The sequence below is a fragment of the Brachybacterium aquaticum genome, from assembly GCF_014204755.1.
Lineage (GTDB): Bacteria > Actinomycetota > Actinomycetes > Actinomycetales > Dermabacteraceae > Brachybacterium > Brachybacterium aquaticum.
The window spans coordinates 592,384-615,883 of the sequence record NZ_JACHLZ010000001.1; the positions used below are offsets into that span (position 1 = coordinate 592,384).

Sequence of the window (23,500 nt, forward strand, 5' to 3'; positions counted from 1 at the left end):
CCGTTCAGAGGACCTGGGGACGATTACGCGCACCGAGAAATCCGAGGGATTCCCGGGTTGCCCTGCGGCGCGGCCCCCGTCGGCCACCTCAGAGGACGGAGCAGCTGACGACCTCGGCGGAGACGGCCTCGCCCTGGGTGGAGATCTCGACGTGGTGGACGCTCTGACGCGCGTCCTGCGCGGGGATGGTGGTCTCCACGAAGCCCACCTGGGCGCGACCCTCGTTCATGGCCTGGATGCGGCAGGTCGCCTCGGTGCCCGGGTCCATGGTCACCACGAACTCCACGCCGATGCGGTCCGCGGCGAGGTGCTCGTAGGAGACGACGTCGTAGCGGATGTCCGTGCGGGACAGCCAGGCGCCGACCACGATCACGGCGGCCGTGAACACCACTGCCAGGACGATCATCAGGATCTTCGCCGTGCGGGCGGGGATCAGCGGTCCCCCGTAGCGCTGTGCCTGGCGGTCCTGGGTCGTCTCCATCCCGCAAGTCTCCCACCCCGTCCCCGGGAGCGTGCCGGGAGCGGGCTGTGACGTGCGGCGGGAGGGCGACCCGGCACACGGCGCGTCCAGCACCGGTGGCGTACGATCGGGCGCTGGTGCGAGAGTCCGCCGCGATGCGGATCCGAGCGCGCACCGCACCGGGGGAGCGCCCCCGCCGACCGTCTCCGAGGAGTCCCGTGACCGTCCAGCTGCCCGCCCCCGACGAGCCCCTGCGCATGGTGGCCGTCCACGCGCACCCTGACGACGAGTCCTCCAAGGGCGCCGGCTCCACCGCGAAGTACGTGCGCGAGGGCGTCCAGGTCACCGTGATCACCTGCACCGGCGGTGAGCGGGGAGACCTGCTGAACCCGCAGCTGCGCGACGACCCCGAGATCACCCCCGAGCGCCTGCCGGAGATCCGCCGGGCGGAGATGAAGAAAGCCCAGGAGATCCTCGGCGTCGACCACGAGTGGCTCGGCTTCGTCGACTCCGGCCTGCCCGAGGGCGACCCGCTGCCCCCGCTGCCCGAGGGCTGCTTCGCCTCCTACCCCGTCGAGGAGGCCGCACGCCCCCTGGTCGAGGCATTGCGCCGGCTGCGCCCGCACGTGATGACCACGTACGACGAGAACGGCGGCTACCCCCACCCCGACCACATCCAGGTCAACCGCATCTCCCTGGCCGCCTTCGACCTCGCCGCGGACCCGGACTACGCGCCCGAGCTAGGCGAGCCCTGGGCCGTCGCCAAGCTCTACTACATCAACGCCTTCCACCGGCAGCGCTTCGCGGCCGTGAGCCGCCACCTGCGCGCCGAGGGCACCCCCAACGAGGCTCTGGACCAGATGCTCCAGCACTACGACGAGAGCCACGACCGGCTGCTCACCACCCGCATCGACGTGCGCGACTACCTCGGGATCCGCGACGACGCCCTGCGCGCCCACGCCACCCAGGTCGACCCCGAGGGGCCGTTCTTCCGGATCTCCCACGAGGCCGAGGTCGCCGCGTGGGGCACCGAGGACTACGAGCTGCACATCTCCCGCATCGGGGTGAAGCTGCCCGAGCGGGACCTCTTCGCGGGGCTCCGCCACGAGGCGATGGAGGCCCGGGCATGAGCGGCCTGGCCTTGAGCGGCGCGGGCATGCTCGTCGCCGCCGGGAGTCTGCTCCAGGCGGGCCCGAGCCCGTCCGACGGCGAGGAGTTCAACTCCGTCACCGTCTCGCCCGGCCTGCCGGGCTTCTTCGCCACCTTCGTCCTCGCCGTGCTCGTGGTGCTACTCGTGGTCGACATGACCCGTCGCACCCGCCGCGTCCAGGCCCAGGACCGGGTCCGTCAGCGCCTCGAGGCCGACGAGCAGGAACAGCGCGGGCCCGAGGGGCGCGACGCGCAGGAGCGCGCGGACGCCGACGGGACCGGCGCAGGCGACGAGGTCGACCCGAGCGGAGAGGGCCCGTCGGCCGACGGGGACGATCCGAGCGGCCCGGCCTCGTCGGCCGGAGGAGACGGCTCGGCCGACGGGCGCTGACCGGCCACCACGAGCCGATCCCTCACGACGAGACGACCTCCCCGTCGCCATCGCGGCCGGGGAGGTCGTTCGTCCCGGGGAGGTGCCGAGCCGCGTCGGGCTGGTGCCCGGTGCGCGTCACAGCCCGATGGAGGTCAGAGCACCGCCACCGCCACGGCCGCGAAGTGACAGCCGAAGCCGATGAGCGTGCCCGCGTGGAACAGCTCGTGGAAGCCGAACCAGGCGGGGGAGGGGTTCGGGCGCTTCAGCGCGTACATCACGGCGCCCGCCGTGTAGGCCACGCCGCCGATGACCAGCAGCCACACCACGGCCCAGCCGCCGCCCGCGTACAGGCCCGGCATGTAGAAGATCGCCACCCAGCCCAGCGCCACGTATGCCGGCACGTAGATCCAGCGCGGCGCCGAGGTCCAGAAGATGCGGAAGCACACGCCGATCAGTGCGCCGCCCCACGCGATCGCGAGGAGGGTGAGCGTCTGCCGCGGCTCGAGCAGGGCGACCGCGATCGGGGTGTAGGTGCCCGCGATGATCAGGAAGATGTTCGCGTGGTCGAAGCGGCGCAGGATGATCGCCTTCTGCGGGGTCCACGTGCCGCGGTGGTAGACGGCGCTGATGCCGAACAGCATCCCCGCGGTCAGCACGAACACCGCGCACGCCAGGCGGATCGCGAGGGTTTCGCCCACCGCGACCAGCAGCAGCCCGATCACGAGCGTGGTCGGGAAGGCGATCAGGTGCAGCATGCCGCGCAGACGGGGCTTGGGCAGCTGCAGTCCCAGCTGGGTGGTGCGCGCGGCCATCGCGCGGGTGAGGGTGCGCGGGGCGAAGGGGTACTTCTCCGCGGTGGGCAGGTCCTCGTCGGAGGTGATCTCGGTGCCGCCGCTGCCGGCGACCGCCTCGGCCACCTCGCGCGCGGCGGGATCGGTGAGGGTCGTGGTGTCGCCGGGCGCGGGGGCCGACGGGGCGCGGTGCGCTGCAGGGTCGGCGGGGCCGTCCGGTGCGCTCGCGGGGAGACGGGGGTCGTTCATGGGGACACCGTAACCTACGGGGCCGTAACTTAGATACGGTGATGTCGTGAGCGACTCGTGCGGATTCCCCGGAACGGGGAGGAGCAGTCCGCGCGTGCTCGATAATGGACCCTGGACGTGCGTCGACACCGGCGCGCACCGGGCGCGGCCCGGGGACCGGCACGACGAGGGGACGGAGGCGGCGATGGACGACGACGGCCTCCTGTACCGGGTGTACGAGCGCCGCCTGACCAAGGAGCTCGAGGCCTTCGAGCTGCCCCAGCACCTCGGCGTGATCGTGGACGGCAACCGCCGCTGGGCCAAGGAGGCGGGGGAGACCACCGCCCACGGCCACCGCGTGGGCGCCGCGAAGATCGTCGAATTCCTCTCCTGGAGCGAGGACCTCGGCATCCCGCTGGTCACCGTGTGGATGCTCTCCACCGACAACCTGCGCCGTCCGCCCGAGGAGCTCGTGGCGCTCTACGAGATCATCGCCACCACCGTCGAGCAGATCATCGACGCCGGCTACTGCGTGCGCCTGACCGGCAGCGCCGAGACCCTGCCCGAGGAGATCCGCTCCGGCATCGAGCGCGCCCAGCGGGAGACCTCCCCCGAGGCGCGCCTGACCGTCAACGTCGCCATCGGCTACGGCGGCCGCGAGGAGATCGTCGACGCCGTCCGCGAGCTGGTGCGCGACCTCGGCACCGAGGGACTCGGTGCCGACGAGATCGCCGAGCGGATCAGCATCGACTCCATCGCCGAGCACCTCTACACACGCGGCCAGCCCGACCCGGACCTCATCATCCGCACCTCCGGCGAGCAGCGGCTCTCCGGCTTCCTGCTGTGGCAGTCGGTCCACTCCGAGTACTGGTTCTGCGAGACCTACTGGCCCGGCTTCCGCCGCGTGGACCTGCTGCGCGCCCTGCGCGACTTCTGCCGCCGCGAACGGCGCTACGGGGCCTGAAGGGCGCTGCGGGGCCTGAAGGGCGCTGCGGGGCCTGAAGGGCGCCCGCCGCCATCCTGTCGACCGTCCTGCGCCGACCCTGTCGGCCGTCCTGCGCCGACCCCGTCGGCCGGCCCGCGGCCATCCCGTCGGCCGTCGTGATCGAATCGCGACCCGCGCGTCCACCCCTCGTCGGCCTCCCCGCCCCGTGGTGTGAGCGGTGGCACACTGACGGCATCGGGGGATCGCCGGAACTCCCGATGACGATCGGGTGAACGTCGGACCCGCACCCTGCGGGACGCGCCCGACGGCGGGTGCCGGGCGGGCTATGGTCCAGGCATCCGCGCGATATCGGGAGGCTCCCATGGACGAGACCACCACTGCCCGCGAGACGTCGGCCGTCGAGGAGACGGCGTCGTACGGAGGCGGGAAGGGGCCCGACCCGATCGGGGCCGCGAACCCCGACGGCGCCCCGGTGGTGCCCTCGCTGCGCCCCGGCGCCGCGCAGCAGATGCTGGCCGAGCTCGAGACCGGCGTGATCACCTACGTGCTGGACACCTCCGTGCTGCTGTCCGACCCGCTCTCCCTGCACCGCTTCGCCGAGCACGACATCGTGCTGCCGATCGTGGTGATCACCGAGCTGGAGGCCAAGCGCCACCACCCCGACCTCGGCTACTTCGCCCGCCAGGCCCTGCGCATCCTCGACGACCTGCGCGAGCTGCACGGCAACCTCTCCGTGCCGCTCCCGATCGGCAAGGACGGCGGGCACGTGCACGTCGAGCTGAACCACATGAACACCTCCTCCCTGCCGGACGGGTTCCGCCTGGGCGACAACGACACCCGCATCCTCGCGGTCGCCAAGAACCTCCAGCTCGAGGGCAAGAACGTGGTGCTGGTCTCCAAGGACCTGCCCATGCGCATCAAGGCCTCCGCCTCCGGCATCCACGCCGAGGAGTACCGCGCCGAGCTCGCCCGCGACCGCGGCTACACCGGCATGGTCACCGCCTCGGTCGACGAGCAGACCATGACCGACCTCTACGACGGAAAGACCGTCGAGGTCCCCGAGGTCGCCCACCAGCCCGTGCACACGGGCCTGACCCTCACCAGCCCCCGCGGCTCGGCGCTGGCCCGCGTCACCCGCGACAAGCAGGTGCGCCTGGTCCCCGGCGACCAGACCGTGTTCGGCGTGGCCGGACGCTCGGCCGAGCAGCGCGTCGCCATCGACCTGCTGCTGGACGAGTCCATCGGCATCGTCTCCCTCGGCGGCCGCGCCGGCACGGGCAAGAGCGCCCTCGCCCTGTGCACCGGCCTCGAGGCTGTGCTCGAGCGCCGCACCCAGCGCAAGATCATGGTGTTCCGGCCCCTGTTCGCCGTCGGCGGGCAGGAGCTCGGCTACCTCCCCGGCGACCAGAGCGAGAAGATGGGCCCCTGGGGCCAGGCCGTGTTCGACACCCTCGGCTCGATGGTCTCCCAGAACGTCATCGACGAGGTGCTCTCCCGCGGCATGCTCGAGGTGCTGCCCCTGACCCACATCCGCGGCCGCTCCCTCCACGACGCCTTCGTGATCGTCGACGAGGCCCAGTCCCTCGAGCGGAACGTGCTGCTGACCATGCTCTCCCGCATCGGCCAGAACTCCCGCGTGGTCCTCACCCACGACATCGCCCAGCGCGACAACCTCCGCATCGGCCGGTACGACGGCATCGCCAGCGTGGTCGAGGCGCTGAAGGAGAAGGACCTCTTCGCCCACATCACCCTGCAGCGCTCCGAGCGGTCGAAGGTCGCGGAGCTGGTCACCCACGTCCTGGACGAGCCGATCCCGTGAGGTGACCCCGGCCGCGGCGGGGCAGTGGCCGGGGTGGATCCGGCTGCGTGATCGTGGGCAGCTGCCGTGGTGGCTGGGCTGCGGGGGCTTGTCTCCTGCCGAACGTTCACTGGCGGTATAGCGATCACTGGCGGTACACGTCGACGCATGCCGCATGAGCCCGAGGTCGGTCGTCCAGCGCCAGTGAATGCAGGAACCCGGGGGAGGGTCCGCCTGACTCCGCCTCGGTGAGCCGGTTGTGCGTGACACGGAGCGGCCACGGATCCTCCACATCGCTCCTTTGTCCACAGGTCAGCTCCGCCGCTCGAGACCCTGGCGGCACCGTGCTCCGATGACCTGCAGGAAGATCGACGGCATCACGCATCAGCGGACTCTGCGGGAGCGAGGAGTCACGCGCGTCGCGATCCAGGAGCGCACCGCGAGAGGGGAGCACCGCACCGTGCGCCCCTGGTACGTCACCGCCGCCGCCCCGCCCGAGCTCGTCGCGCTGCTGGAGCTGGGGCTCCGGCCCACCTGCCTCGATGCGGCGTCCCTGCTCGGTTTCTGGACCCCTCCGCACACCGGCGTGCACGCCTACCGGCCGCGCATGCTGCGACTCCCGCCGGAGCTCGAGGAGACCATGGTGCTCCCGCTGCGCCGCGGCCGACGGAGCGGGAACGGTGAGAAGCCGCTGCAGCGTCTCGTCCTCCACGGCCCCGAGCTCCGGGCCTGGTCCGATGACGATCCCGTCCCGGATCTGAGCCTGGTGCTCGAGCACGCTGCCCGCTGCCTCCCCACCGTGAAGGCAGCAGTGCTTTTCGAGTCCGCGCTCCAGCGGAACGTGCTGAGCCGAGCGGACCTGGAGCTGGTCCTCGCCCGACTGCCGCTGCGCATCCGGCAGTCCCTCTCGCGGGTGCGCAACGATGCGGAGTCCGGGACCGAGACCGCGGTGAGATGGTGGCTGGAGTCCCGCGGCATCGCCGTTCGCGCTCAGGTGCGCTTCCCTGACGACTTCCGGCGGATGGATCTGCTGGTGGGCAGGAGCTGGATCATCGAGTGCGACAGTCGTCAGTTCCACGACGACCCGCTCGCCTCTGCCGCCGACCGGGCGCGGGACCTGTACCTGGAGTCGATCGGGTACCGGGTCACCCGTCTCTCGTGGGAGCAGGTGTTCCTGCACTGGGCCGACACCCGAGGGAAGCTGCTCCGGATCCTGCGCCGAGGCGACTACCGCCGCGAGCCCCGGCGGCGTGCTGAGGCCGGGTGACCGAGCGAGGTCGATGCGGTGCTGTGCATTCACTGGCGGTGGACGGCGAAGGTCGTGCTGTGAGACGGAGGATCGCCGCATGACGCCGGTAAATGCAGCGATTCCCGGGCCGCCCGGCTCAGCCGATCGGCGTGTCCGGCCAGGGCTCCCCGGAGTCCAGCTCCTCCCGCCACGAGCGCAGCTGCGCGCGGGCCTCGGCAAGCGCCCGCTCCTTCTCGTCCAGGGCCGCATCCAGCTCGTCCAGGGCGGCCCGCGCCGCCTCGATGCGGGCCCGCACCGTGGTGGTCCCGGACTTCGCGGTGAGCAGGGTGCGCACCTGGTCCAGGGAGAAGCCGACGGCGCGAAGCGCGGTGATCACCCGCAGCTGGTCCAGCGCGGCGGAGTCGTAGCGGCGGGCACCGCCTCCGGTGCGCTCCGGCGGGGGCAGCAGCCCCTCGCGCTCGTAGAAGCGCAGAGCGTCCGGGCTGAGCCCGCTGCGGCGGGCGACCTCACCGATGGGCAGCGACATACCAGGAGTACAGCACGAGGCACACGGCCACGGCGGCCGCGCGCACCAGATGATGGCTGAGGTGGAACTCGCCGATGGTCCGCCCCCACAGCAGGGGAGCGGCGCAGATCAGCACCCCGGCGAGCACCGCCAGCGCGATCAGCGCCCCGCGCGGACCGGGCTCGGAGACGCGGGCGGGGATCACGGCGATGACGACCACCGCGACGCTGAGCAGCGCCGCGGCGACGTAGGCGACGGTGGGCACAGACAGGGCGGCGGCACCGAGACCGGTGCCGGGCGCGGCCTGGCCGACGGCGACGAGGGCGAGCAGCTGGGACAGGGCGAGGAGCGCGAAGGGCGCGAGCAGCAGGATCCACATGCGGCACAGCCAAAACCATGGAGTGTACTCCAGGTCAAGGGTCCGATGGTCAAGGGCCCGATGGCCAAGGGTCCGAAATCGCGGGGTCGGCGTCACCGCGCCCCGTATCGTGAGCCTCGTGACCGGACGCGAGCAGAGCGCACCCCCGCTGCACCGCCGCGAGCCCACCGGAGGCCGGCGACGTCGGATGTTCCGCTGGGACCCGTGGACGCTCGAGCCCGGCTTCCCGCACCGCCGCGTGCTACGCGCCGGCACCGTGATCACCGCCGTGCTCGGCGGAGGCTTCGTGGGCGTAGTCCTCCTCCTGGTGCTGCGCATCCCCGACCTGCCCCCGCCCGCGATGGCGGTAGGGGTGGTCCTCGCCCTGGGGATCGGGATGCTCATGGCCCGGCGGCTCCTGCGCGGCACCTGGATCGAGGCCGCCACCGGGCGTCAGGTGCGGGTGGCGAGCCTGAGCTGGCACGGCGACCTCGCCGAGGCGCAGGAGCTGCGGGAGATGATCGCGAGCGGCGACCTGACCCGCCCGATGATGCCGCTGTGGCCCGCGAGGGACGCACCGGGCAAGGGGCCGAGCTACTCGGGCCCGCGCCGCGGATCCCGTCGGCCGGAGCCTGCCCAGAACATCGCGCCTGGCCCCACGCCCCTTCTCTACCCGGAGGAGCAGTACGAGTCCCGCCGGGCCACCGGCCGCCTGCGCCGCGGCGAGATGCGCGCTCGCGCAGTCATCTACGCGCCGCAGCTGTTCCCCGATGCGCCGGGCGGCTGGGAGGATGGCGAGGGCCTGCTCACCGTGCACGTGGCGCGGCACGAGCCCGGGACCAGACGCGAGGCGTTGCTGCTGCCGCCGCTCGCGCTGCCGGCCGACGTGGCACGGCGCCTGCTCGACTCGGCGGGCGGCTACCGCGGCAGCAGCTCAGGGGCGGGGGACAGCGGGCCGGCGGGCGGGACCACGACCCATCGCGGGGGAGACGACTCGGACGGCGGCGACGGCGGGGGAGACGGCGATGGCGGGGGAGACGGCGGGGGAGACGGCGATGGCGGGGGAGACGGCGGGGACTGACCCCGGACATGCCGCGGCGCGGACGGCCGTGACCGCCCGCGCCGCGCGCAGATGCTACTCAGGCCCGGAAGCGGACCTGCTCAGAGCCGCCTGATCAGGCCTTCGGCGCCGTCATCGACAGCACGTCCAAGGCCGAGTCGAGCTGCTCCTCGGTGAGCTCGCCGCGCTCCACGAAGCCCAGCGCGATCACGGCCTCGCGCACGGAGATGCGCTCGGCGACGGCGTGCTTGGCGATCTTCGCGGCGGACTCGTAGCCGATCAGCTTGTTCAGCGGGGTGACGATCGAGGGGGAGGCCTCGGCGTAGAAGCGGGCCTTCTCCTCGTTGGCGACCAGACCGTCCACGGTCTTGTCGGCCAGCACGGTGGAGGCGTTGGCGAGCAGTCGGATCGACTCCAGCAGGCTCGTGCCCATCAGTGGGATCTGCACGTTCAGCTCGAAGGCGCCCTGCGCGCCGCCCCAGGCGATCGCCGCGTCGTTGCCCACGACCTTCGCGCACACCATCAGCACGGCCTCCGGGATGACGGGGTTGACCTTGCCGGGCATGATCGAGGAGCCGGGCTGCAGATCCGGGATCGCGATCTCGCCCAGGCCCGTGTTCGGGCCGGAGCCCATCCAGCGCAGGTCGTTGCAGATCTTGGTGAGGGACACGGCGATGGTGCGTAGCGCCCCGGACATCTCCACCAGGCCGTCGCGGCCCGACTGCGCCTCGAAGTGGTTGCGCGCCTCGGTCAGCGGCAGCTCGGTCTGCTCGACGAGGTTCGCGATGACCTTCTGCGGGAAGCCGACGGGAGTGTTGATGCCGGTGCCGACGGCGGTGCCGCCCTGGGGCACCTCAGCGGTGCGCGGCAGCGCCGCCTCGACGCGCTCGATGCCGTAGCGGATCGAGGCCGCGTAGCCGCCGAACTCCTGGCCGAGGGTGACGGGAGTGGCGTCCATGAGGTGGGTGCGCCCGGACTTCACCACGTCCTTCCACGCCTCCGCCTTGGTCTCCAGCGCCTCTGCGAGGTGGGCGAGGGAGGGGAGCAGGTGCTCGACCACACCCTGGGTCACGGCCACGTGCACCGAGGTCGGGAACACGTCGTTGCTCGACTGCGAGGCGTTGACGTGGTCGTTGGGGTGCACCTCGGTGCCGGCGCGGGTGGCGAGGGTCGCGATGACCTCGTTCATGTTCATGTTCGAGCTGGTGCCCGAGCCGGTCTGGTAGGTGTCGATCGGGAACTGGTCGTCGTGGTCGCCGGCGATGACCTCGTCCGCCGCGGCGACGATCGCGTCGGCGATCTCCTGGCTCAGCACGCCGAGCTCGAGGTTCGCGCGGGCCGCGGCCTTCTTGACCTGGGCGAGCGCGTGGATGTGCGCGGGCTCGAGGCCCTGCCCGGAGATCGGGAAGTTCTCGACGGCGCGCTGGGTCTGCGCCCGGTACAGGGCCGCGGCGGGCACGCGGACCTCGCCCATGGTGTCGTGCTCGATGCGGTACTCGGCCTGCTCGGCAGGGATGGACTGGTTCATCGACCGGCCTTTCTGGGGTCTCGGGATTCTCGGGTCTGGTTCGGGAGAGAAGCGGTGAGGGTCAGGAGAGCTCGTGGCTCCAGGGCGGGTTCGCCCCGGCACGGGAGACGGTGATCGCGGCCAGCGCCGCGGCGCGTCGCAGCACGGTCGCGAGGTCGTCCGACGGGATCTCGGCGAGCTCGGTGCGCCGCTGCCCGCCGAGCAGCCCCTTCGCCGCGAGGGCGTCGAGGATCCCGGCGGAGAAGGTGTCCCCGGCGCCCACGGTGTCGACCACGTCGACGGCGACGGGGGCGACCTGCACCCGGCCGCACGCGGCGAAGCCGACTGCGCCCTCGCCGCCGCGGGTGAGGACGGTGAGGGCCGGGCCGCGCTCGCGCCAGGAGGCGACGACGTCCTCGACGTCATCGGTCCCGTACAGCCAGGCCACGTCCTCGTCGGACGCCTTGACCACATCGGCCAGGGCGATGTTCTCCTCGATCCGGGCGCGGACATTCTCCGGCGTGCCCATGAGGGAGGGGCGGGCGTTGGGGTCGTAGCTGATCGTGGATGCGTCGCGCGCCTCGCGCAGCAGCGCGGTGAGCGTGGCGGCACCGGGATCCATGACCGCCGCGATCGAGGAGGTGTGCACGGCATCCAGTCCGTCCGGCAGACCGGAGGGATCCGGGTCCCATGAGAGGTCGAAGGTGTAGGTCGCCGCGCCCTCGACGTTCAGCACCGCCTCGGCGGTGGAGGTGCGGCCGGTCTGCACCGCCCCGGGGGTCAGGTGCACGCCGGAGTGCTCGACATGGGCGCGGATCGCCGCGCCGCGCTCGTCCTCGCCGATGGCGGTGAGCAGGTGGGCGTCGTGGCCGAGCCGCGCCAGGGCGACGGCCACGTTCAGGGGGGAGCCGCCGGGGTGCTCGCGACGACCGCCATCGGCGTCGACGACGATGTCGGTGAGAGCTTCTCCGGCGATGAGGATTCTCGCGGTCATCCCGCGATCATCGCAGGTTTCGCGGGGCGCTGCGAACCGGGGCGCGGCAGTGGCCGGGACGCGCGGTGGCGCAGGACGGGACGCGCGGTGGCGGTGGCTGGGCGGGGCGTCGGCGGCCGACGGGTGAGCGATCCCGCACCTCTCTGGGAGCCTGCGCGCCGCGAGGCAGGGACAATGGCCCTCATGCACGACGTCCAGCACGACACCCCTGCCGCGGAGCCCGAGGTCGCGCGCGTCGCCCGCGACGACGCACCGAGCGACGGACCGAGCGACGGCCCTGCCGCGCAGCCCGCACCCGGTCCGCGCCCGCGGCCCAAGTCCTCCTACGAGCTGCCCACGCGCCAGAACACCGTGCTGCGCAACATCCTGTGGGCGCTCGGGCTGACCATGGCGGTCGTGGTCGTGATGGCCGTCGCCTTCTTCGGCGTGGGCGCGGACCTCGAGCGGGAGCCGCTGGAGAACTCCGAGGTGGACGTCGCCGCGAGCGCCGAGCGCGCCCAGGACCTCGCCGCCTTCCCGGTCGCGGCGCCGGCACCGGGCGAGGCGTGGGCGGAGCGGTCCGCCCGCTTCACCGACGGGCAGAACCAGCGCTGGCAGGTGCAGTACTCCTCGCCGTCCGGTGCCCACGTCACGCTCACGCAGGAGGGCGAGCTGAGCGCCCCGATGCTCTCCGCGGCCCTGCCGGGCGCCGCGGTCCAGGAGGATCTGGAGATCGAGGGGACGACGTGCCAGGTCCTCGCGGGCGGCGACGAGGACGACCGGACCGGCATCGCCTGCGAGGGCGAGGGCTTCGGCCTGGTCGTCGCCGGCACCGCGGACCGGGCCGAGCTCGAGGAGCTCACCGCCGCCGCGCTCACCTCGACCCGGGGCTGAGCGCACTCGCCCCCTCGGGCGTCAGCCGTCCTCGCGCCGCGCGGCGACCGCCTCGTCCAGCCGCTGGCGGGCACCGTCCAGCCACTGCTGGCAGCGGCGGGCGAGCATCTCCCCGCGCTCCCACAGGGCGATGGAGTCCTCGAGCCCGCCCTGCCCGGACTCGAGCCGCCGCACCACCTCGACGAGCTGATCGCGCGCGGCCTCGTAGGACAGGGCCGCGATGTCGTCGGGCAGGGGCTTCGGGTCCTCGGCCGGGGTGACGGCGGGGGCGCCGTCGATGCCGGCGCCGACGATGTCGGTGCCGTCGAACTCGGCGTCGTCGAACTTGGCGTCGTCGAACTCGCCTGGGTCGGTGGCGGGGGTGCGGGAGGCGTTCACTGCGTGCTCCTCGGGGAGGTCTGGTCGGGATCGGTGGTCGGGGGGACGTAGGGGTCGTGCGCGGTGCGCTCGGCGCCGAAGCGGCCACCGGCGACGCGCACGGACAGGGCCTGGCCGACGTCGGCCCCGGCGGCGTCGCGCACGATCGTGCCGTCGGCCGTCTGCACCACGGCGTAGCCGCGCTCGAGGGTCGCCAGCGGGCTGAGCGCGCGGACCTGTCGGCCGAGGTGGGCGACCTCGTCGCCCGCCCGGTCCAGGCGCGAGCCGATCAGGGTGCGGGCCAGCGCGATGCGGGAGCGGACCTCGTCGGCCCGGCCGGCGAGGATGCTCGAGGGGTTCTCGAGCACCGGCCTCGAGCGCATCGCGTCCAGCGCGGACTGCTCCCGCTCGAGGCGGGCCCGGATCGCCGAGCGCAGGCGCGTGCGGCCCAGGTCGAGCTGCTCGATCTCGGCCTGGATGTCCGGGACCACCCGCTTGGCGGCATCGGTCGGGGTGGAGGCGCGCACGTCCGCGGCGAGGTCGATCAGCGGGGTGTCCACCTCGTGGCCGATCGCGGAGACGATCGGGGTGGCGGCCCCGGCGACGAGCCGCACAAGCTGCTCGTCGGAGAAGGGGAGCAGGTCCTCGAGCGACCCGCCGCCGCGGGAGATGATGATGACGTCGACGTCCTCGCGGGCGTCGAGCTCCTTCAGCGCCGCGGAGACCTCCCGCACCGCCTTCGTGCCTTGCACCGCGACCTCGCGGATCTCGAACTGCACCGCGGGCCAGCGGCGACGGGCGTTGACGACCACGTCCCGCTCCGCGGCGGACTCCCGCCCGCAGATCAGCCCCACCACGCGCGGCAGGAAGGGAAGCGGCTGCTTGCGGGAGGCGGCGAACAGCCCCTCCGCGGCGAGGACCCGCTTGAGCTGCTCGAGCCGGGCGAGCAGCTCGCCGAGCCCGACCGGGCGGATGTCGTCGGCCTCGAGCTGGAGCGTGCCGCGCTTGGTCCAGAAGGTGGGCTTGGCGTGGACGACCACGCGCGCGCCGGGCACCGGTTCGACCGGCAGGGCGCGCAGCACGTGCTCGCGGATCGGGACGGAGAAGGACATGTCCACGTCGATGTCCCGCAGGGTCATGAAGCTCAGCCCCGAGCCGGGGCGGCGGTTCAGCTGGACGATCTCGCCCTCGACCCACAGCGGCGACATCCGTGCCACGTACTCGCCCACCTTCACCGACAGCTGCCGCAGCGGCCACGGGTTCTCCGCGGTGGTCTGCGCGGCGGTGGCGGCGAGGGCCGGGCGGGGCGGTGGGGAGCCGTCTCCGTCCGGGGTGGGGGAGGTCTGCGTCATGGACCCCATGCTTCCACGCCGGCCCGACAGGCCGCGGCAGCGCCGTCGGCCGCTGTGGACGGCAGGGGCCTGTGGAGGGTTGGTGACGCTCGCCCCACCGCTGACCCGCAGGTCGTCCCCGCCTCCTACCATGGTGGGCGTGAGCACCGGAAAAGTCCTCCTTGCCGAGCCCCGCGGGTACTGCGCGGGCGTCGACCGCGCCGTGGTCGCCGTCGAGCGCGCCCTCGAGCACTACGATGAGACCGTGTACGTGCGCCACGAGATCGTGCACAACAAGCTCGTCGTGGACCGCCTGAAGGAGAAGGGCGCCGTGTTCGTCGAGGAGGTCGACGAGGTCCCCGAGGGCTCGCTCGTGATCTTCTCCGCCCACGGCATCTCCCCGAAGGTCCGCGAGATGGCCGAGGCGCGGAACCTGCGCACCATCGACGCGACCTGCCCGCTGGTGACCAAGGTGCACAAGGAGGCGGTGCGCTTCGCCCGACAGGACTATGACATCCTTCTGGTGGGCCACACCGGCCATGAGGAGGTCGAGGGCACCGCCGGTGAGGCGCCGGACCACGTCCAGATCGTCAACTCCCCGGACGACGTCGGCAGCGTGACCGTGCGCGACCCGGAGAAGGTCGTGTGGCTCTCGCAGACCACCCTCAGCGTCGACGAGACGATGGAGACCGTGGACCGCCTGCGCGAGCGGTTCCCGACCCTTCAGTCCCCGCCCAGCGACGACATCTGCTACGCCACCCAGAACCGCCAGGTCGCGATCAAGAAGATCGCCCCGGACGCGGACCTGGTGCTCGTGGTCGGCTCCCCGAACTCCTCGAACTCCGTGCGCCTCATGGAGGTCGCCAAGGAGGCCGGGGCCAAGGCCTCCCACCGCATCGACAACGTCTCCGAGCTGCGCGAGGAGTGGTTCGAGGGCGTCGAGACCGTGGGCGTCACTTCCGGCGCCTCCGTGCCGGACGTCCTGGTCCAGCAGCTGCTGGCCGAGCTCGCCGAGCGCGGCTACGGCGACGTGGAGCCCGTCCGCACCGCCACCGAGGACCTCATGTTCTCCCTCCCGCGCGAGCTGCGCCAGGAGATGAAGAACCGCGGCGAGACCGACCGCCGCTCCAAGCCCTCCGGGGACCGCGCGACTGCGGAGTCCTGAGCCGGGGTCAGCCGGCGGCGCGCCCTGCGCGCCGGTCCTCGCCTCCGTGCGCCGCGTCGCCCGGCCTCGTGCCCGCGACCCCCGACCCGATGCCCGCAGCCGGGTCCGCGAGCGCCGCGATCTCCTCGTCCTCCAGGGTGCGGGCGCGGCGGGTGAGCTGCTCGACCTCCTCGAGCCGGGTCCCGGCGAGGTTCAGGTCCTCGAACTTCCGGGCGGTGACCATCACCCGCGACTGCAGGGAGCCGACCGCGTCGTTGAACGCGGCGACCGAGGAGTCCAGCGAGCGTCCCACCTTGGACAGGTGCGAGGTGAACGTGCCGAGCCGGTGGTGCAGCTCGCGCCCGGTCTCGAGCACCTCGCGGGCGTCGCGGTTCAGGGCGTCGGTGCGCCAGGTGTGCGCGACGGTGCGCAGCAGGGCGACGAGCGTGGCGGGGGAGGCGATCACCACGTCCCGGGCGAAGCCGTGCTCGAGCAGGTCCGGATCGGACTCGAGCGCCGCGGCGAGCACCCCGTCGCTCGGCACGAACAGCACCGTGAACTCGGGGGTGTCCCCGAGCGCCTTCCAGTAGGCCTTGGCGGAGATCTGGTCCACGTGGTGGCGCAGCGCCTTGGCGTGCGCGGCGCGGCGGGTGCGGGCCCGCTGCGGATCGGTCTCCTCGACCGCGTCGAGGTAGGCGTCCATGGGCGCCTTCGCATCGACCACGAGCGTGCGCCCGCCGGCGAGGCGAACCACGAGGTCCGGACGCTGCCCCTTGTCCCCGTCGGCCCGCATCCCGCGCAGCTGCTCGGTGAAGTCCACGTGCTCGAGCATCCCTGCGGCCTCGACGATCCGTCGCAGCTGCACCTCGCCCCAGCGCCCGCGCGCAGTGGGAGCGCGCAGCGCGGCGGTCAGCGCGGAGGTCCCCTGCTCGAGGGACTGCGCGCGCCGGCCGAGTTCGCCGAGGTGGTTGCGCAGCGCCCCCTCGGCCTCGGTGCGGGCCGCCTCGGAGCGGGCGAGGGACCGCTCGAGCTGGGAGAGGGTCGCGGTGAGCGGCGCGAGGGTGCGCTGCAGCTCCGCCTCCCGCTCCTCCTCGGCGGCGTCTCGCCGGGCGACGTCGCGCTCGTGACGCTCGTCGGCCAGGCGCAGCAGCCGGTCCGCCGACTCCTCGCCCGCACGACGGACCTGCAGCGCCGCCCGTGCCCGCTCGCGCATCACCAGGAACGTCGCGGCCGCGCCGAGCAGCGCGCCGAGGACGAGGCCCAGCAGGAGCATCTGTGTTCCGCTCATGCACCCATCGCACCACGGGGGTGGGACAGACGACGGGCGGCGCGCCTCGTCGGGCGCGTCGGGACTCGCTGTCAGGAGCCCCGATCGGATGGCTCAGCCCGCCGACGCGAGTGCGTCCCGCGAGGCCTGCACCTCGCCCATGTGGTCCTTCGCCCAGGACAGCAGCGCCCCGAGCGGCTCGAGCAGCGAGGTGCCGAGGTCCGTGAGCTCGTACTCCACGCGCGGCGGGATCTCGGGGTGCGCGGTGCGCAGCACGAGCCCGTCGGCCTCCAGATAGCGGAGGGTCTGGGTGAGCATCTTCTGGCTCACGCCGTCGACCCGGCGGGCGAGCTGGGAGAAGCGCTGCGGGCCGTCCTCGAGGGCGCCGATGACCAGCACCGTCCAGCGGTCACCGATGCGGTCCAGCAGCTGCCGGGAGGGGCAGTCGTGGACGTAGGGGTCGTAGGCGAGAGACGGCATGAGGGGCTCCTGGGGTGGTTACCGGAAAGTGCGTACTTCCCTGCGGAGAGAAGGTTACCTACAGTGAGCGTCGAGGTCCATGGCAGAAGTCGTGGACGTTTCGTCGAATCGGCACGAGGAGTGCCGGGAAGGAGAGCCCAATGGCTCGCATCGTCGTCCTCGGAGGGACCGGATACGCCGGCACCGGCATCGTCACGGAGGCCGCGCAGCGCGGCCACGACGTCCTCTCCGTATCCCGCACCGCCCCGGCGGAGCTCCCCGCCGGCGCCGCGCACCGCGCGGGGGATCTGCGGGACGAGGCGCTGCTCGCCGAGGTCCTCGAGGGGGCCGACGTCGTCATCGCCGCCTCCGCCCCGCGCGGTGAGCTCGCCGAGCCCGGCGTCCTGCGCGGCATCTACGCCACCGTCGCCCGCCTCGCGGGCGAGAAGGGCGCGCGCTTCGGCGTCGTCGGCGGGGCCGGCTCGACGCTCGTCGCCGAGGGCGGCCCGCGGGTGCAGGACACACCCGACTTCCCCGACGCGTTCAAGCCCGAGGCGAAGGAGCTCACCGCCGTGCTCGAGGACCTCCGGGCCGACGAGACCGGGCTCGACTGGTTCTTCGTCAGCCCCGCGGGCGGCTTCGGCGCCTACGCCCCCGGCGAGCGCACCGGCGCCTACCGGGCCAGCGACGACGTGCTCCTCGTCGACGCCGACGGGAACTCCTCCCTCTCCGCCGAGGACCTCGGCGTCGCGATTCTCGACGAGATCCAGCAGCCCGCGCATCGCCGCGCCCGCTTCCACGTCGCCTACTGAGCCCTCCAGCTCCGCGCTCCGGGGCCGACGGTGTGAGGTGCGCCCGCTGGGCGCTCCGACCGTCGGCCCCGACCTGCGCCACGGGCCGTGCGCGCCGTAGGATCGGGCACCGTGGCTCTTACTATCGGAATCGTCGGACTGCCCAACGTCGGCAAGTCCACCCTGTTCAACGCCCTGACCCGCGCCGAGGTGCTCGCCGCGAACTACCCGTTCGCGACCATCGATCCCAACGTCGGCGTGGTGCCCCTGCCCGACCCGCGGCTCGCGCAGCTCGCGGGTATCTTCGGCAGCGAGAAGCTGGTCCCCGCGACCGTGTCCTTCGTGGACATCGCCGGGATCGTCAAGGGCGCCAGCGAAGGCGAAGGCCTGGGCAACAAGTTCCTCGCCAACATCCGCGAGGCCGACGCGATCTGCCAGGTCACTCGCGCCTTCGCCGACCCCGACGTGACCCGCGTGGAGGGCTCCACCGACCCCTCCAGCGACATGGAGGTCATCTCCACCGAGCTGATCCTCGCCGACCTCCAGACCATCGAGAGCGCCATGCCGCGCCTGGAGAAGGAGACCAAGCGCGGCCTGCTGGACTCCGCGGTGCTCGAGAACGTCACCAAGGCCAAGGCGCTGCTGGAGACCGGTAAGACCCTCTATCAGGGCGCGAAGGACGCCGGCATCGACGTCACCGCCCTGCGCGAGCTGCAGCTGATGACTGCCAAGCCCTTCATCTACGTCTTCAACACCGACGAGGAGGGGCTGGCAGACGAGGCCTCCCAGCAGGCGCTGCGCAACCTCGTCGCCCCCGCCGAGGCGATCTTCCTGGACGCCAAGTTCGAGTCCGAGCTCATCGAGCTCGACGCCGACGAGGCCGCCGAGATGCTCGAGAGCACCGGCCAGGAGGAGTCGGGCCTGGACCAGCTGGCCCGCGTCGGCTTCGACACCCTGGGCCTGCAGACCTACCTCACCGCCGGCCCCAAGGAGTCCCGCGCCTGGACGATCCCCAAGGGTGCCACCGCCCCGCAGGCCGCCGGCGTCATCCACACCGACTTCGAGCGCGGCTTCATCAAGGCCGAGATCGTCTCCTTCGACCACCTCCTCGAGGCCGGCTCCATGGCCGAGGCCAAGGCCAAGGGCTGGGTCCGCATGGAGGGCAAGGAATACGTCATGCGCGACGGCGACGTGGTTGAATTCAGGTTCAATGTCTAAAAAAGCCCGTCTGACCAGCGGCTTTACCTTCGCAGCTGGCGATCTGGCTCGGCGGACGAGTTCCGATCTACCATCAGTTGCTAAGCGTTTGCCCCGCTGACCTGGGACTTTGAGCGGCCCCTGCGGAGCTTCCGCAGGGGCCGATTCTGCTTTCTGCGGTGCGGGAGCGCCTCTGGGACGCAGCCTCGGCTCGCCAGTGCTGCGGAGGGTTCACGTCGTTCGACGCGAGATCTCTCGGCAGGTGCGCTGACTCAATAAGCAGCCTGACTCAAAAGTCAGTCGCATCTACGACGCCCCGGTTCACTGGGGCAGGTCACGTTCCTCCAGAGTGCGAGTGATTTCGTCCCACTGGGAGCTCGCGATCAGTTGGTTGTGCCGGCGCAAGGCGGTCTGCCATGACCCGAACTCAGCTGGGAGCTCGCGCCACGGGGACTGATGCGCGGGTAGGTGTCACATGATCTGTGGCGCTGAGCAGCGTCACAGGGAAGGATGTGCACCATGCCCGCTCCTTACCCCCAGGAGTTCCGTGACGACATCGTCCGTGTCGCGAGGAACCGTGAACCTGGCCAGAAGCTCTCCCAGATCGCGAAGGACTTCGGGATCTCGGAGTCGTGCCTGACGAACTGGATGCGCCAGGCCGATGTCGAGGACGGTGCCCGTCCCGGCAAGACGCGGGAGGACTCTGCCGAGCTGCGCGATGCGCGCAAGCGGATCCGGCTGCTGGAGCAGGAGAACGAGGTCCTGCGTCGCGCGGCTGCCTATCTCTCGCAGGCGAATCTGCCGGGAAAAGGCTCTACCCGCTCGTGAGCGAGCTCGCTGCTGACGGGATCCCCGTCGCGGTGTCCCTGCGGGTCCTGAAGCTCTCCCGCCAGCCCTACTACCGCTGGCGGAAACAGCAAGTCACCGAGTCCGAGCTGGTCGAGGCCTATCGAGCAAACGCGCTGTTCGACGCCCACCGCGACGATCCCGAGTTCGGCTATCGGTTCCTCGCCGGCGAAGCGGAAGCCGCTGGCCAGCGCATGTGTGAGCGAACCGCGTGGCGGATCTGCCGAGACAATCAGTGGTGGTCCGTGTTCGGCAAGAAGCGGGGGAAGAACGGAAAACGACCCGGACCGCCCGTGCACGACGACCTCGTTCAACGGGACTTCTCCGCGGATGACCTCAACGAACTGTGGCTGACGGACATCACCGAGCACTGGACCGACGAGGGCAAGCTCTACCTCTGCGCGATCAAGGACGTGTTCTCCGGCCGGATCGTCGGATACTCCATCAGCGACCGGATGAAGGCGCGCCTCGCAGTAAACGCCCTGGACAACGCGGTGTCCAGGCGCCGTGACGCCGGCGGCTGCATCGTGCACTCGGACCGCGGATCTCAGTTCCGGTCACGAAAATTCGTGCACGCCCTGAACCGTCACCGCCTCATCGGTTCGATGGGGAAAGTCGGTGCTGCCGGGGACAACGCCGCGATGGAGTCCTTTTTCGCCCTGATCCAGAAGAACGTCCTGAACCGCAGGCGTTGGCGGACCCGAGAAGAGCTGCGGATCGCGATCATCACCTGGATCGAGCGGACCTACCACCGCCGACGCCGACAGGCCCGCCTGGGCCGATTGACCCCCATCGAGTACGAAGCCATCATGAACCCGACCGTCAGCCTGGCGGCCTAACCACAGCTGACACCTGATCGCGCATCAGTCCCTTCGGCGTCCAGGACGCGGCCAGGTCGGCGTCCACCCTCGCCTGCAGCACCGGATCCCCCGCGACCTTCCGCTGCTGCGGGCGAGCCCGCCGACGCTGCGCTCTGACGTCTGCGGTCACGGCTTGGTAGCCGCGGGTCTTCGTCGAGTTCCGGTGAAGCTCCCGCGAGATCACCGACGGGCAACGCCCCAGGTGACGGGCGATCCTCCGCACCGACCAGCCCGCTTTCGAGGCCGTCGAGATCTCCGACCTGTCACTGCACGACAACCCCACCCGCGCCATCCGCACACTCCACCGATCAGACCCCCGCCGACCGGGAGTGTTGCTTCGACGCTATGACACCACCAACCGACAGTCATCTCTTGCCGATTTACATTCAGCCGACGACCTGAATGAAGCCAGCAGCCGAATGCACTCGACGGTCTACGTCGAAGTCGTGGTCTGGTCCAGGTCTCGGCGTCCCTTGCGGAGCCCGATTTCGTAGGCTGTAAAGGAAATGAGCGTCAGTGCGATTAACGGCAGCACGAACCACGCCATGGCTACGGTGAATCCCTCCAGTGCATCGTGCGCTGTGGCAGCCAGCACAAGGTATCCGGTGTAGGCGGCGTACAAAACCACGAACAAGCCGCCCTCCCAACGCGCCACCGCGAAGCCCGTGAACGCGATCGGCAGTAGTGCCACTGCGGCCGCCAGCATTACTGGGATATCGAAGGCCACTGCGGCGCCGGATACGGGAATGCCCTCAAGAGAGATGACCGCGGTTAGTCCTAGCACTACCCCTATGTTGAAGATATTGCTGCCGACCACGTTGCCCACCGCTAGGTCCCGTTCACCGCGACGCACGGCAATGATGGACGTCGCCAGCTCGGGCAGCGATGTCCCGACAGCCACAACGGTCAGTCCGACCACGAGGCTGCTTACGCCCAACGTGGTGGCTATGTTCACTGCTCCTTCCACGAGCAGCGTGGCACCGGCGACCAGCAACGCGACCCCCAGCAGCACAAAGAAGAGCGACCTGCTGACCGAGGCGCCTAGCGCAGCCCCTCCCTCGTCGGCTGGATCGATGGTTGCCGAATCTCCTGTCCCTTCCCGGGCATTCACCGCGGTCTTGGCGTCCCGCCGACTAATCACCACGGACATTATGGTGTGGACCACCACACCGAAAAATAGTATCAGCCCGTCCACCGCACTGATCCTCCCATCCCGGGACACAAGGAGCAGTAGAACTGACAAGACGACCATCAGGGGCAGGTCAAAGCGGATCAGCCTCCGCTTTACAGCGAGGGGAACGACCAGCGCGGACAGTCCCAGGATGAGCAGGACATTAATGATGTTGCTGCCAACCGCATTGCCCACGGCAACCCCCGGTTCATCACGCAGTACAGCACCGACGCTCACTGCGAACTCTGGTGCCGACGTCGCCGCTGACACTACGGTGAGACCGATCACCAATGACGAAATCCCGAAACGTCCGGCCAGTGCTGACGCCCCACGCACCAAAAATTCCCCACCCAAGACCAGCAGCACCAGTCCGGCCACGATCCGTCCAATATCAAGCGCATCCATGAGTAGGAGTGTACGGACCACAGTTCAGGCCCTGCCACGAGCACCCGTTGACCTCGAGATTTCGGTCAAGTCCCGGGAAGTGGTGTAGCGATCCTTCGTTTGGGGGTCAGGCGGTCAGGGCGGGCAGAGAGCTTGTGGTGACCTCCTCGGTGCTGGTTTCGGGGACGACGGTGAGGCGGCACCGGGCGAGGACGTCCAGGCCGAGATAGCGGCGTCCTTCGGCCCACTCATCGGTCTGTTCGGCCAGGACCGCGCCGACGAGGCGGACGATCGCCTCGCGGGTCGGGAAGATGCCGACGGAGTCCGTGCGGCGGCGGATCTCCTTGTTCAGCCGTTCGGTGGGGTTGTTCGACCAGATCTGGACCCACACGTCCTTGGGGAACGCCGTGAACGCGAGCAGGTCTGCGCGGGCGGCATCGAGGTGCTCGGCCACGGCCGGGAGCTTCTCGCTGACGTAGTCCAGCAGCCGCTCGAACTGCGCGTTCACGGCTGCTGCGTCGGGCTGGTCATAGACGCTGTGCAGCATCGCTTTCACCGCCGGCCACATGCTCTTGGGGGTCACGGCCATGAGGTTCGCGGCGTAGTGGGTGCGGCACCGCTGCCAGGCCGCGCCAGGCAGGTGCGCAGCGATCGCCTCGACTAGGCCGGCGTGCGCGTCGCTGGTGACCAGACGGACTCCGGCGAGGCCGCGGGCGACGAGGTCGGCGAAGAAGCTGTTCCAGGCCGCTCCGGTCTCGCTGGTCGCGACCCGCATGCCGAGGACTTCGCGGTGCCCGTCTGCGTTGACGCCGGTGGCGAGCAGGACGACGGCGTTGATCACGCGCCCGCCCTCGCGGACTTTCATCGTCAGCGCGTCAGCGGAGACGAACGTGAACGGCCCAGCCTCGTCCAGGGGACGGTGGCGGAACTGCTCGACATGCTCGTCCAACCACTCCGCCATCCTGCTGACCTGCGACTTCGAAAGACTGTGGATGCCCAGGGTCTTCACGAGCTTGTCCATGCGGCGGGTGGAGACACCGGCGAGGTAGCAGTCCGCGACGACCGTGATCAGGGCGGATTCGGCGCGCTTGCGTCGCTCGAGCAGCCAGTCGGGGAAGTAGGTGCCGGTGCGGAGCTTGGGGACCGCGACGTCGATCGTGCCGACGCGGGTGTCGAGGTCGCGGTGGCGGTAGCCGTTGCGCTGCGCGACCCGGCCGCTGCTGGGGCGGCCGTACTCCGCGCCGGCAACGGCATCAGCGTCCGCGGAGAGCAGGGTATTGATCACGTCCTGGAGCAGGCTGCGCATCAGATCCGGGGACGCTTCAGCCAGGGCTTCACCGAGCAGGCCGGAAGGGTCGACAATATGGGGTGCGGTCATCGTGATGACTCCGTTCGAGAGTGC

At 71.1% G+C, this 23,500-nt stretch carries 23 protein-coding genes and 1 pseudogene; 11 read left to right on the plus strand and 13 right to left on the minus strand.

Annotated features, from left to right (window positions below; all coding sequences use genetic code 11):
* Nucleotides 1-88: 88 nt before the first annotated feature.
* Nucleotides 89-481, minus strand: coding sequence for a DUF4307 domain-containing protein (locus HNR70_RS02595; protein ID WP_184324281.1), 393 nt, complete (start codon nt 479-481; stop codon nt 89-91).
* 197 nt (nt 482-678) lie between these two features.
* Here HNR70_RS02595 and mca point away from each other — a divergent pair, with 197 nt between their 5' ends.
* Complete coding sequence (gene mca, locus HNR70_RS02600; protein ID WP_184324282.1) at nt 679-1,590, plus strand: mycothiol conjugate amidase Mca; 912 nt, start codon at nt 679-681, stop codon at nt 1,588-1,590.
* Complete coding sequence (locus tag HNR70_RS02605; protein ID WP_184324283.1) at nt 1,587-2,000, plus strand: hypothetical protein; 414 nt, start codon at nt 1,587-1,589, stop codon at nt 1,998-2,000. Before mca ends, HNR70_RS02605 begins: the two co-directional genes overlap by 4 nt.
* Before the next feature lie 134 nt (nt 2,001-2,134).
* Here the strand turns inward: HNR70_RS02605 and trhA are convergent, their stop codons facing one another.
* Nucleotides 2,135-3,022: a PAQR family membrane homeostasis protein TrhA gene (gene trhA / locus HNR70_RS02610; protein ID WP_184324284.1), complete on the minus strand. Its 888-nt coding sequence runs from the start codon at nt 3,020-3,022 to the stop codon at nt 2,135-2,137.
* A gap of 184 nt (nt 3,023-3,206) precedes the next feature.
* Here trhA and HNR70_RS02615 point away from each other — a divergent pair, with 184 nt between their 5' ends.
* The 3 genes from HNR70_RS02615 (at nt 3,207) to HNR70_RS02625 (ending at nt 7,012) form a co-directional block, all read left to right on the plus strand.
* Complete coding sequence (locus HNR70_RS02615; protein ID WP_184324285.1) at nt 3,207-3,965, plus strand: isoprenyl transferase; 759 nt, start codon at nt 3,207-3,209, stop codon at nt 3,963-3,965.
* A gap of 490 nt (nt 3,966-4,455) precedes the next feature.
* On the plus strand, nt 4,456-5,766 hold the full coding sequence (phoH2, locus tag HNR70_RS02620; protein ID WP_184326504.1) for an RNA 5'-3' helicase PhoH2: 1,311 nt from the start codon (nt 4,456-4,458) through the stop codon (nt 5,764-5,766).
* Nucleotides 5,767-6,097: 331 nt separating this feature from the next.
* Nucleotides 6,098-7,012, plus strand: a complete 915-nt coding sequence (locus HNR70_RS02625; RefSeq protein ID WP_184324286.1) for a putative endonuclease domain-containing protein — start codon at nt 6,098-6,100, stop codon at nt 7,010-7,012.
* A gap of 118 nt (nt 7,013-7,130) precedes the next feature.
* Here HNR70_RS02625 and HNR70_RS02630 read toward each other — a convergent pair whose 3' ends face one another.
* Together HNR70_RS02630 and HNR70_RS02635 are read right to left on the minus strand one after the other, a co-directional pair.
* Complete coding sequence (locus tag HNR70_RS02630) at nt 7,131-7,520, minus strand: MerR family transcriptional regulator (protein WP_184324287.1); 390 nt, start codon at nt 7,518-7,520, stop codon at nt 7,131-7,133.
* On the minus strand, nt 7,501-7,878 hold the full coding sequence (locus HNR70_RS02635; RefSeq protein ID WP_184324288.1) for a hypothetical protein: 378 nt from the start codon (nt 7,876-7,878) through the stop codon (nt 7,501-7,503). The genes HNR70_RS02630 and HNR70_RS02635 overlap by 20 nt, the downstream gene beginning before the upstream one ends.
* A 118-nt stretch (nt 7,879-7,996) precedes the next feature.
* Between HNR70_RS02635 and HNR70_RS02640 the strand changes: the two genes are divergently transcribed.
* Nucleotides 7,997-8,938 carry a hypothetical protein gene (locus HNR70_RS02640; protein WP_184324289.1) on the plus strand — a complete coding sequence of 314 codons (942 nt, stop codon included), beginning with the start codon at nt 7,997-7,999 and terminating at the stop codon, nt 8,936-8,938.
* 94 nt (nt 8,939-9,032) lie between these two features.
* Here the strand turns inward: HNR70_RS02640 and HNR70_RS02645 are convergent, their stop codons facing one another.
* Both HNR70_RS02645 and HNR70_RS02650 read right to left on the minus strand, forming a co-directional pair.
* On the minus strand, nt 9,033-10,445 hold the full coding sequence (locus tag HNR70_RS02645) for a class II fumarate hydratase (protein ID WP_184324290.1): 1,413 nt from the start codon (nt 10,443-10,445) through the stop codon (nt 9,033-9,035).
* A gap of 61 nt (nt 10,446-10,506) precedes the next feature.
* Nucleotides 10,507-11,418, minus strand: a complete 912-nt coding sequence (locus HNR70_RS02650) for a carbohydrate kinase family protein (protein ID WP_184324291.1) — start codon at nt 11,416-11,418, stop codon at nt 10,507-10,509.
* A gap of 183 nt (nt 11,419-11,601) precedes the next feature.
* Here HNR70_RS02650 and HNR70_RS02655 point away from each other — a divergent pair, with 183 nt between their 5' ends.
* Nucleotides 11,602-12,291 (plus strand): DUF4245 family protein, encoded by a 690-nt coding sequence (locus HNR70_RS02655; protein WP_246375128.1) that lies wholly within the window; start codon nt 11,602-11,604, stop codon nt 12,289-12,291.
* A 21-nt stretch (nt 12,292-12,312) separates the two neighbouring features.
* Here the strand turns inward: HNR70_RS02655 and HNR70_RS02660 are convergent, their stop codons facing one another.
* Both HNR70_RS02660 and xseA read right to left on the minus strand, forming a co-directional pair.
* Nucleotides 12,313-12,570 (minus strand): exodeoxyribonuclease VII small subunit, encoded by a 258-nt coding sequence (locus HNR70_RS02660; RefSeq protein WP_184326506.1) that lies wholly within the window; start codon nt 12,568-12,570, stop codon nt 12,313-12,315.
* A 95-nt stretch (nt 12,571-12,665) separates the two neighbouring features.
* Nucleotides 12,666-14,000 (minus strand): exodeoxyribonuclease VII large subunit, encoded by a 1,335-nt coding sequence (gene xseA / locus HNR70_RS02665; RefSeq protein ID WP_184324292.1) that lies wholly within the window; start codon nt 13,998-14,000, stop codon nt 12,666-12,668.
* A gap of 130 nt (nt 14,001-14,130) precedes the next feature.
* On the opposite strand from xseA, the gene HNR70_RS02670 reads away from it, so the two are divergent.
* Nucleotides 14,131-15,144: a 4-hydroxy-3-methylbut-2-enyl diphosphate reductase gene (locus HNR70_RS02670; RefSeq protein WP_184324293.1), complete on the plus strand. Its 1,014-nt coding sequence runs from the start codon at nt 14,131-14,133 to the stop codon at nt 15,142-15,144.
* A gap of 7 nt (nt 15,145-15,151) precedes the next feature.
* On the opposite strand, the gene HNR70_RS02675 is transcribed toward HNR70_RS02670, so the two are convergent.
* Together HNR70_RS02675 and HNR70_RS02680 are read right to left on the minus strand one after the other, a co-directional pair.
* Nucleotides 15,152-16,411, minus strand: coding sequence for a DNA recombination protein RmuC (locus HNR70_RS02675; protein WP_246375129.1), 1,260 nt, complete (start codon nt 16,409-16,411; stop codon nt 15,152-15,154).
* Between the two features lie 93 nt (nt 16,412-16,504).
* The gene (locus HNR70_RS02680) at nt 16,505-16,870 is read right to left on the minus strand and encodes a winged helix-turn-helix transcriptional regulator (protein WP_184324294.1); all 366 of its coding nucleotides are present in this window, start codon (nt 16,868-16,870) and stop codon (nt 16,505-16,507) included.
* Between the two features lie 140 nt (nt 16,871-17,010).
* Here HNR70_RS02680 and HNR70_RS02685 point away from each other — a divergent pair, with 140 nt between their 5' ends.
* From HNR70_RS02685 to HNR70_RS02695, 3 genes are all read left to right on the plus strand, one after another.
* Complete coding sequence (locus tag HNR70_RS02685) at nt 17,011-17,661, plus strand: NAD(P)-dependent oxidoreductase (protein ID WP_184324295.1); 651 nt, start codon at nt 17,011-17,013, stop codon at nt 17,659-17,661.
* A gap of 111 nt (nt 17,662-17,772) precedes the next feature.
* Entirely contained in the window at nt 17,773-18,858 is a 1,086-nt protein-coding gene (gene ychF / locus HNR70_RS02690) for a redox-regulated ATPase YchF (protein ID WP_184324296.1), read from the plus strand.
* 498 nt (nt 18,859-19,356) lie between these two features.
* Nucleotides 19,357-20,522, plus strand: a protein-coding gene (locus HNR70_RS02695) for an IS3 family transposase (RefSeq protein ID WP_246375130.1) whose coding sequence is annotated in 2 segments (ribosomal slippage) — nt 19,357-19,641 and nt 19,644-20,522 — 1,164 coding nt in all. Because the reading frame shifts where the segments join, the coding sequence is not laid out codon by codon here.
* A gap of 34 nt (nt 20,523-20,556) precedes the next feature.
* On the opposite strand, the pseudogene HNR70_RS02700 reads toward HNR70_RS02695, so the two are convergent.
* From HNR70_RS02700 to HNR70_RS02710, 3 genes and pseudogenes are all read right to left on the minus strand, one after another.
* Nucleotides 20,557-20,835: pseudogene (locus tag HNR70_RS02700) on the minus strand (helix-turn-helix domain-containing protein); the annotation flags it as partial.
* 141 nt (nt 20,836-20,976) lie between these two features.
* Nucleotides 20,977-22,119, minus strand: a complete 1,143-nt coding sequence (locus tag HNR70_RS02705) for a calcium/sodium antiporter (RefSeq protein ID WP_184324297.1) — start codon at nt 22,117-22,119, stop codon at nt 20,977-20,979.
* 106 nt (nt 22,120-22,225) lie between these two features.
* Nucleotides 22,226-23,476 carry an IS256 family transposase gene (locus tag HNR70_RS02710; protein WP_184324298.1) on the minus strand — a complete coding sequence of 417 codons (1,251 nt, stop codon included), beginning with the start codon at nt 23,474-23,476 and terminating at the stop codon, nt 22,226-22,228.
* Between the last annotated feature and the right edge of the window lie 24 nt (nt 23,477-23,500).

Coding starts and splice junctions, on each gene's coding strand:
- trhA (WP_184324284.1), bottom strand. CDS start 3,022: ATGAACGACCCCCGTCTCCCCGCGAGCGCACCGGACGGCCCCGCCGAC.
- HNR70_RS02675 (WP_246375129.1), bottom strand. CDS start 16,411: ATGAGCGGAACACAGATGCTCCTGCTGGGCCTCGTCCTCGGCGCGCTG.
- HNR70_RS02630 (WP_184324287.1), bottom strand. CDS start 7,520: ATGTCGCTGCCCATCGGTGAGGTCGCCCGCCGCAGCGGGCTCAGCCCG.
- HNR70_RS02605 (WP_184324283.1), top strand. CDS start 1,587: ATGAGCGGCCTGGCCTTGAGCGGCGCGGGCATGCTCGTCGCCGCCGGG.
- HNR70_RS02685 (WP_184324295.1), top strand. CDS start 17,011: ATGGCTCGCATCGTCGTCCTCGGAGGGACCGGATACGCCGGCACCGGC.
- HNR70_RS02705 (WP_184324297.1), bottom strand. CDS start 22,119: ATGGATGCGCTTGATATTGGACGGATCGTGGCCGGACTGGTGCTGCTG.
- phoH2 (WP_184326504.1), top strand. CDS start 4,456: ATGCTGGCCGAGCTCGAGACCGGCGTGATCACCTACGTGCTGGACACC.
- HNR70_RS02670 (WP_184324293.1), top strand. CDS start 14,131: ATGGTGGGCGTGAGCACCGGAAAAGTCCTCCTTGCCGAGCCCCGCGGG.
- HNR70_RS02615 (WP_184324285.1), top strand. CDS start 3,207: ATGGACGACGACGGCCTCCTGTACCGGGTGTACGAGCGCCGCCTGACC.
- HNR70_RS02650 (WP_184324291.1), bottom strand. CDS start 11,418: ATGACCGCGAGAATCCTCATCGCCGGAGAAGCTCTCACCGACATCGTC.
- HNR70_RS02635 (WP_184324288.1), bottom strand. CDS start 7,878: ATGTGGATCCTGCTGCTCGCGCCCTTCGCGCTCCTCGCCCTGTCCCAG.
- HNR70_RS02680 (WP_184324294.1), bottom strand. CDS start 16,870: ATGCCGTCTCTCGCCTACGACCCCTACGTCCACGACTGCCCCTCCCGG.
- HNR70_RS02710 (WP_184324298.1), bottom strand. CDS start 23,476: ATGACCGCACCCCATATTGTCGACCCTTCCGGCCTGCTCGGTGAAGCC.
- HNR70_RS02645 (WP_184324290.1), bottom strand. CDS start 10,445: ATGAACCAGTCCATCCCTGCCGAGCAGGCCGAGTACCGCATCGAGCAC.
- xseA (WP_184324292.1), bottom strand. CDS start 14,000: ATGACGCAGACCTCCCCCACCCCGGACGGAGACGGCTCCCCACCGCCC.
- HNR70_RS02625 (WP_184324286.1), top strand. CDS start 6,098: ATGACCTGCAGGAAGATCGACGGCATCACGCATCAGCGGACTCTGCGG.
- HNR70_RS02595 (WP_184324281.1), bottom strand. CDS start 481: ATGGAGACGACCCAGGACCGCCAGGCACAGCGCTACGGGGGACCGCTG.
- HNR70_RS02655 (WP_246375128.1), top strand. CDS start 11,602: ATGCACGACGTCCAGCACGACACCCCTGCCGCGGAGCCCGAGGTCGCG.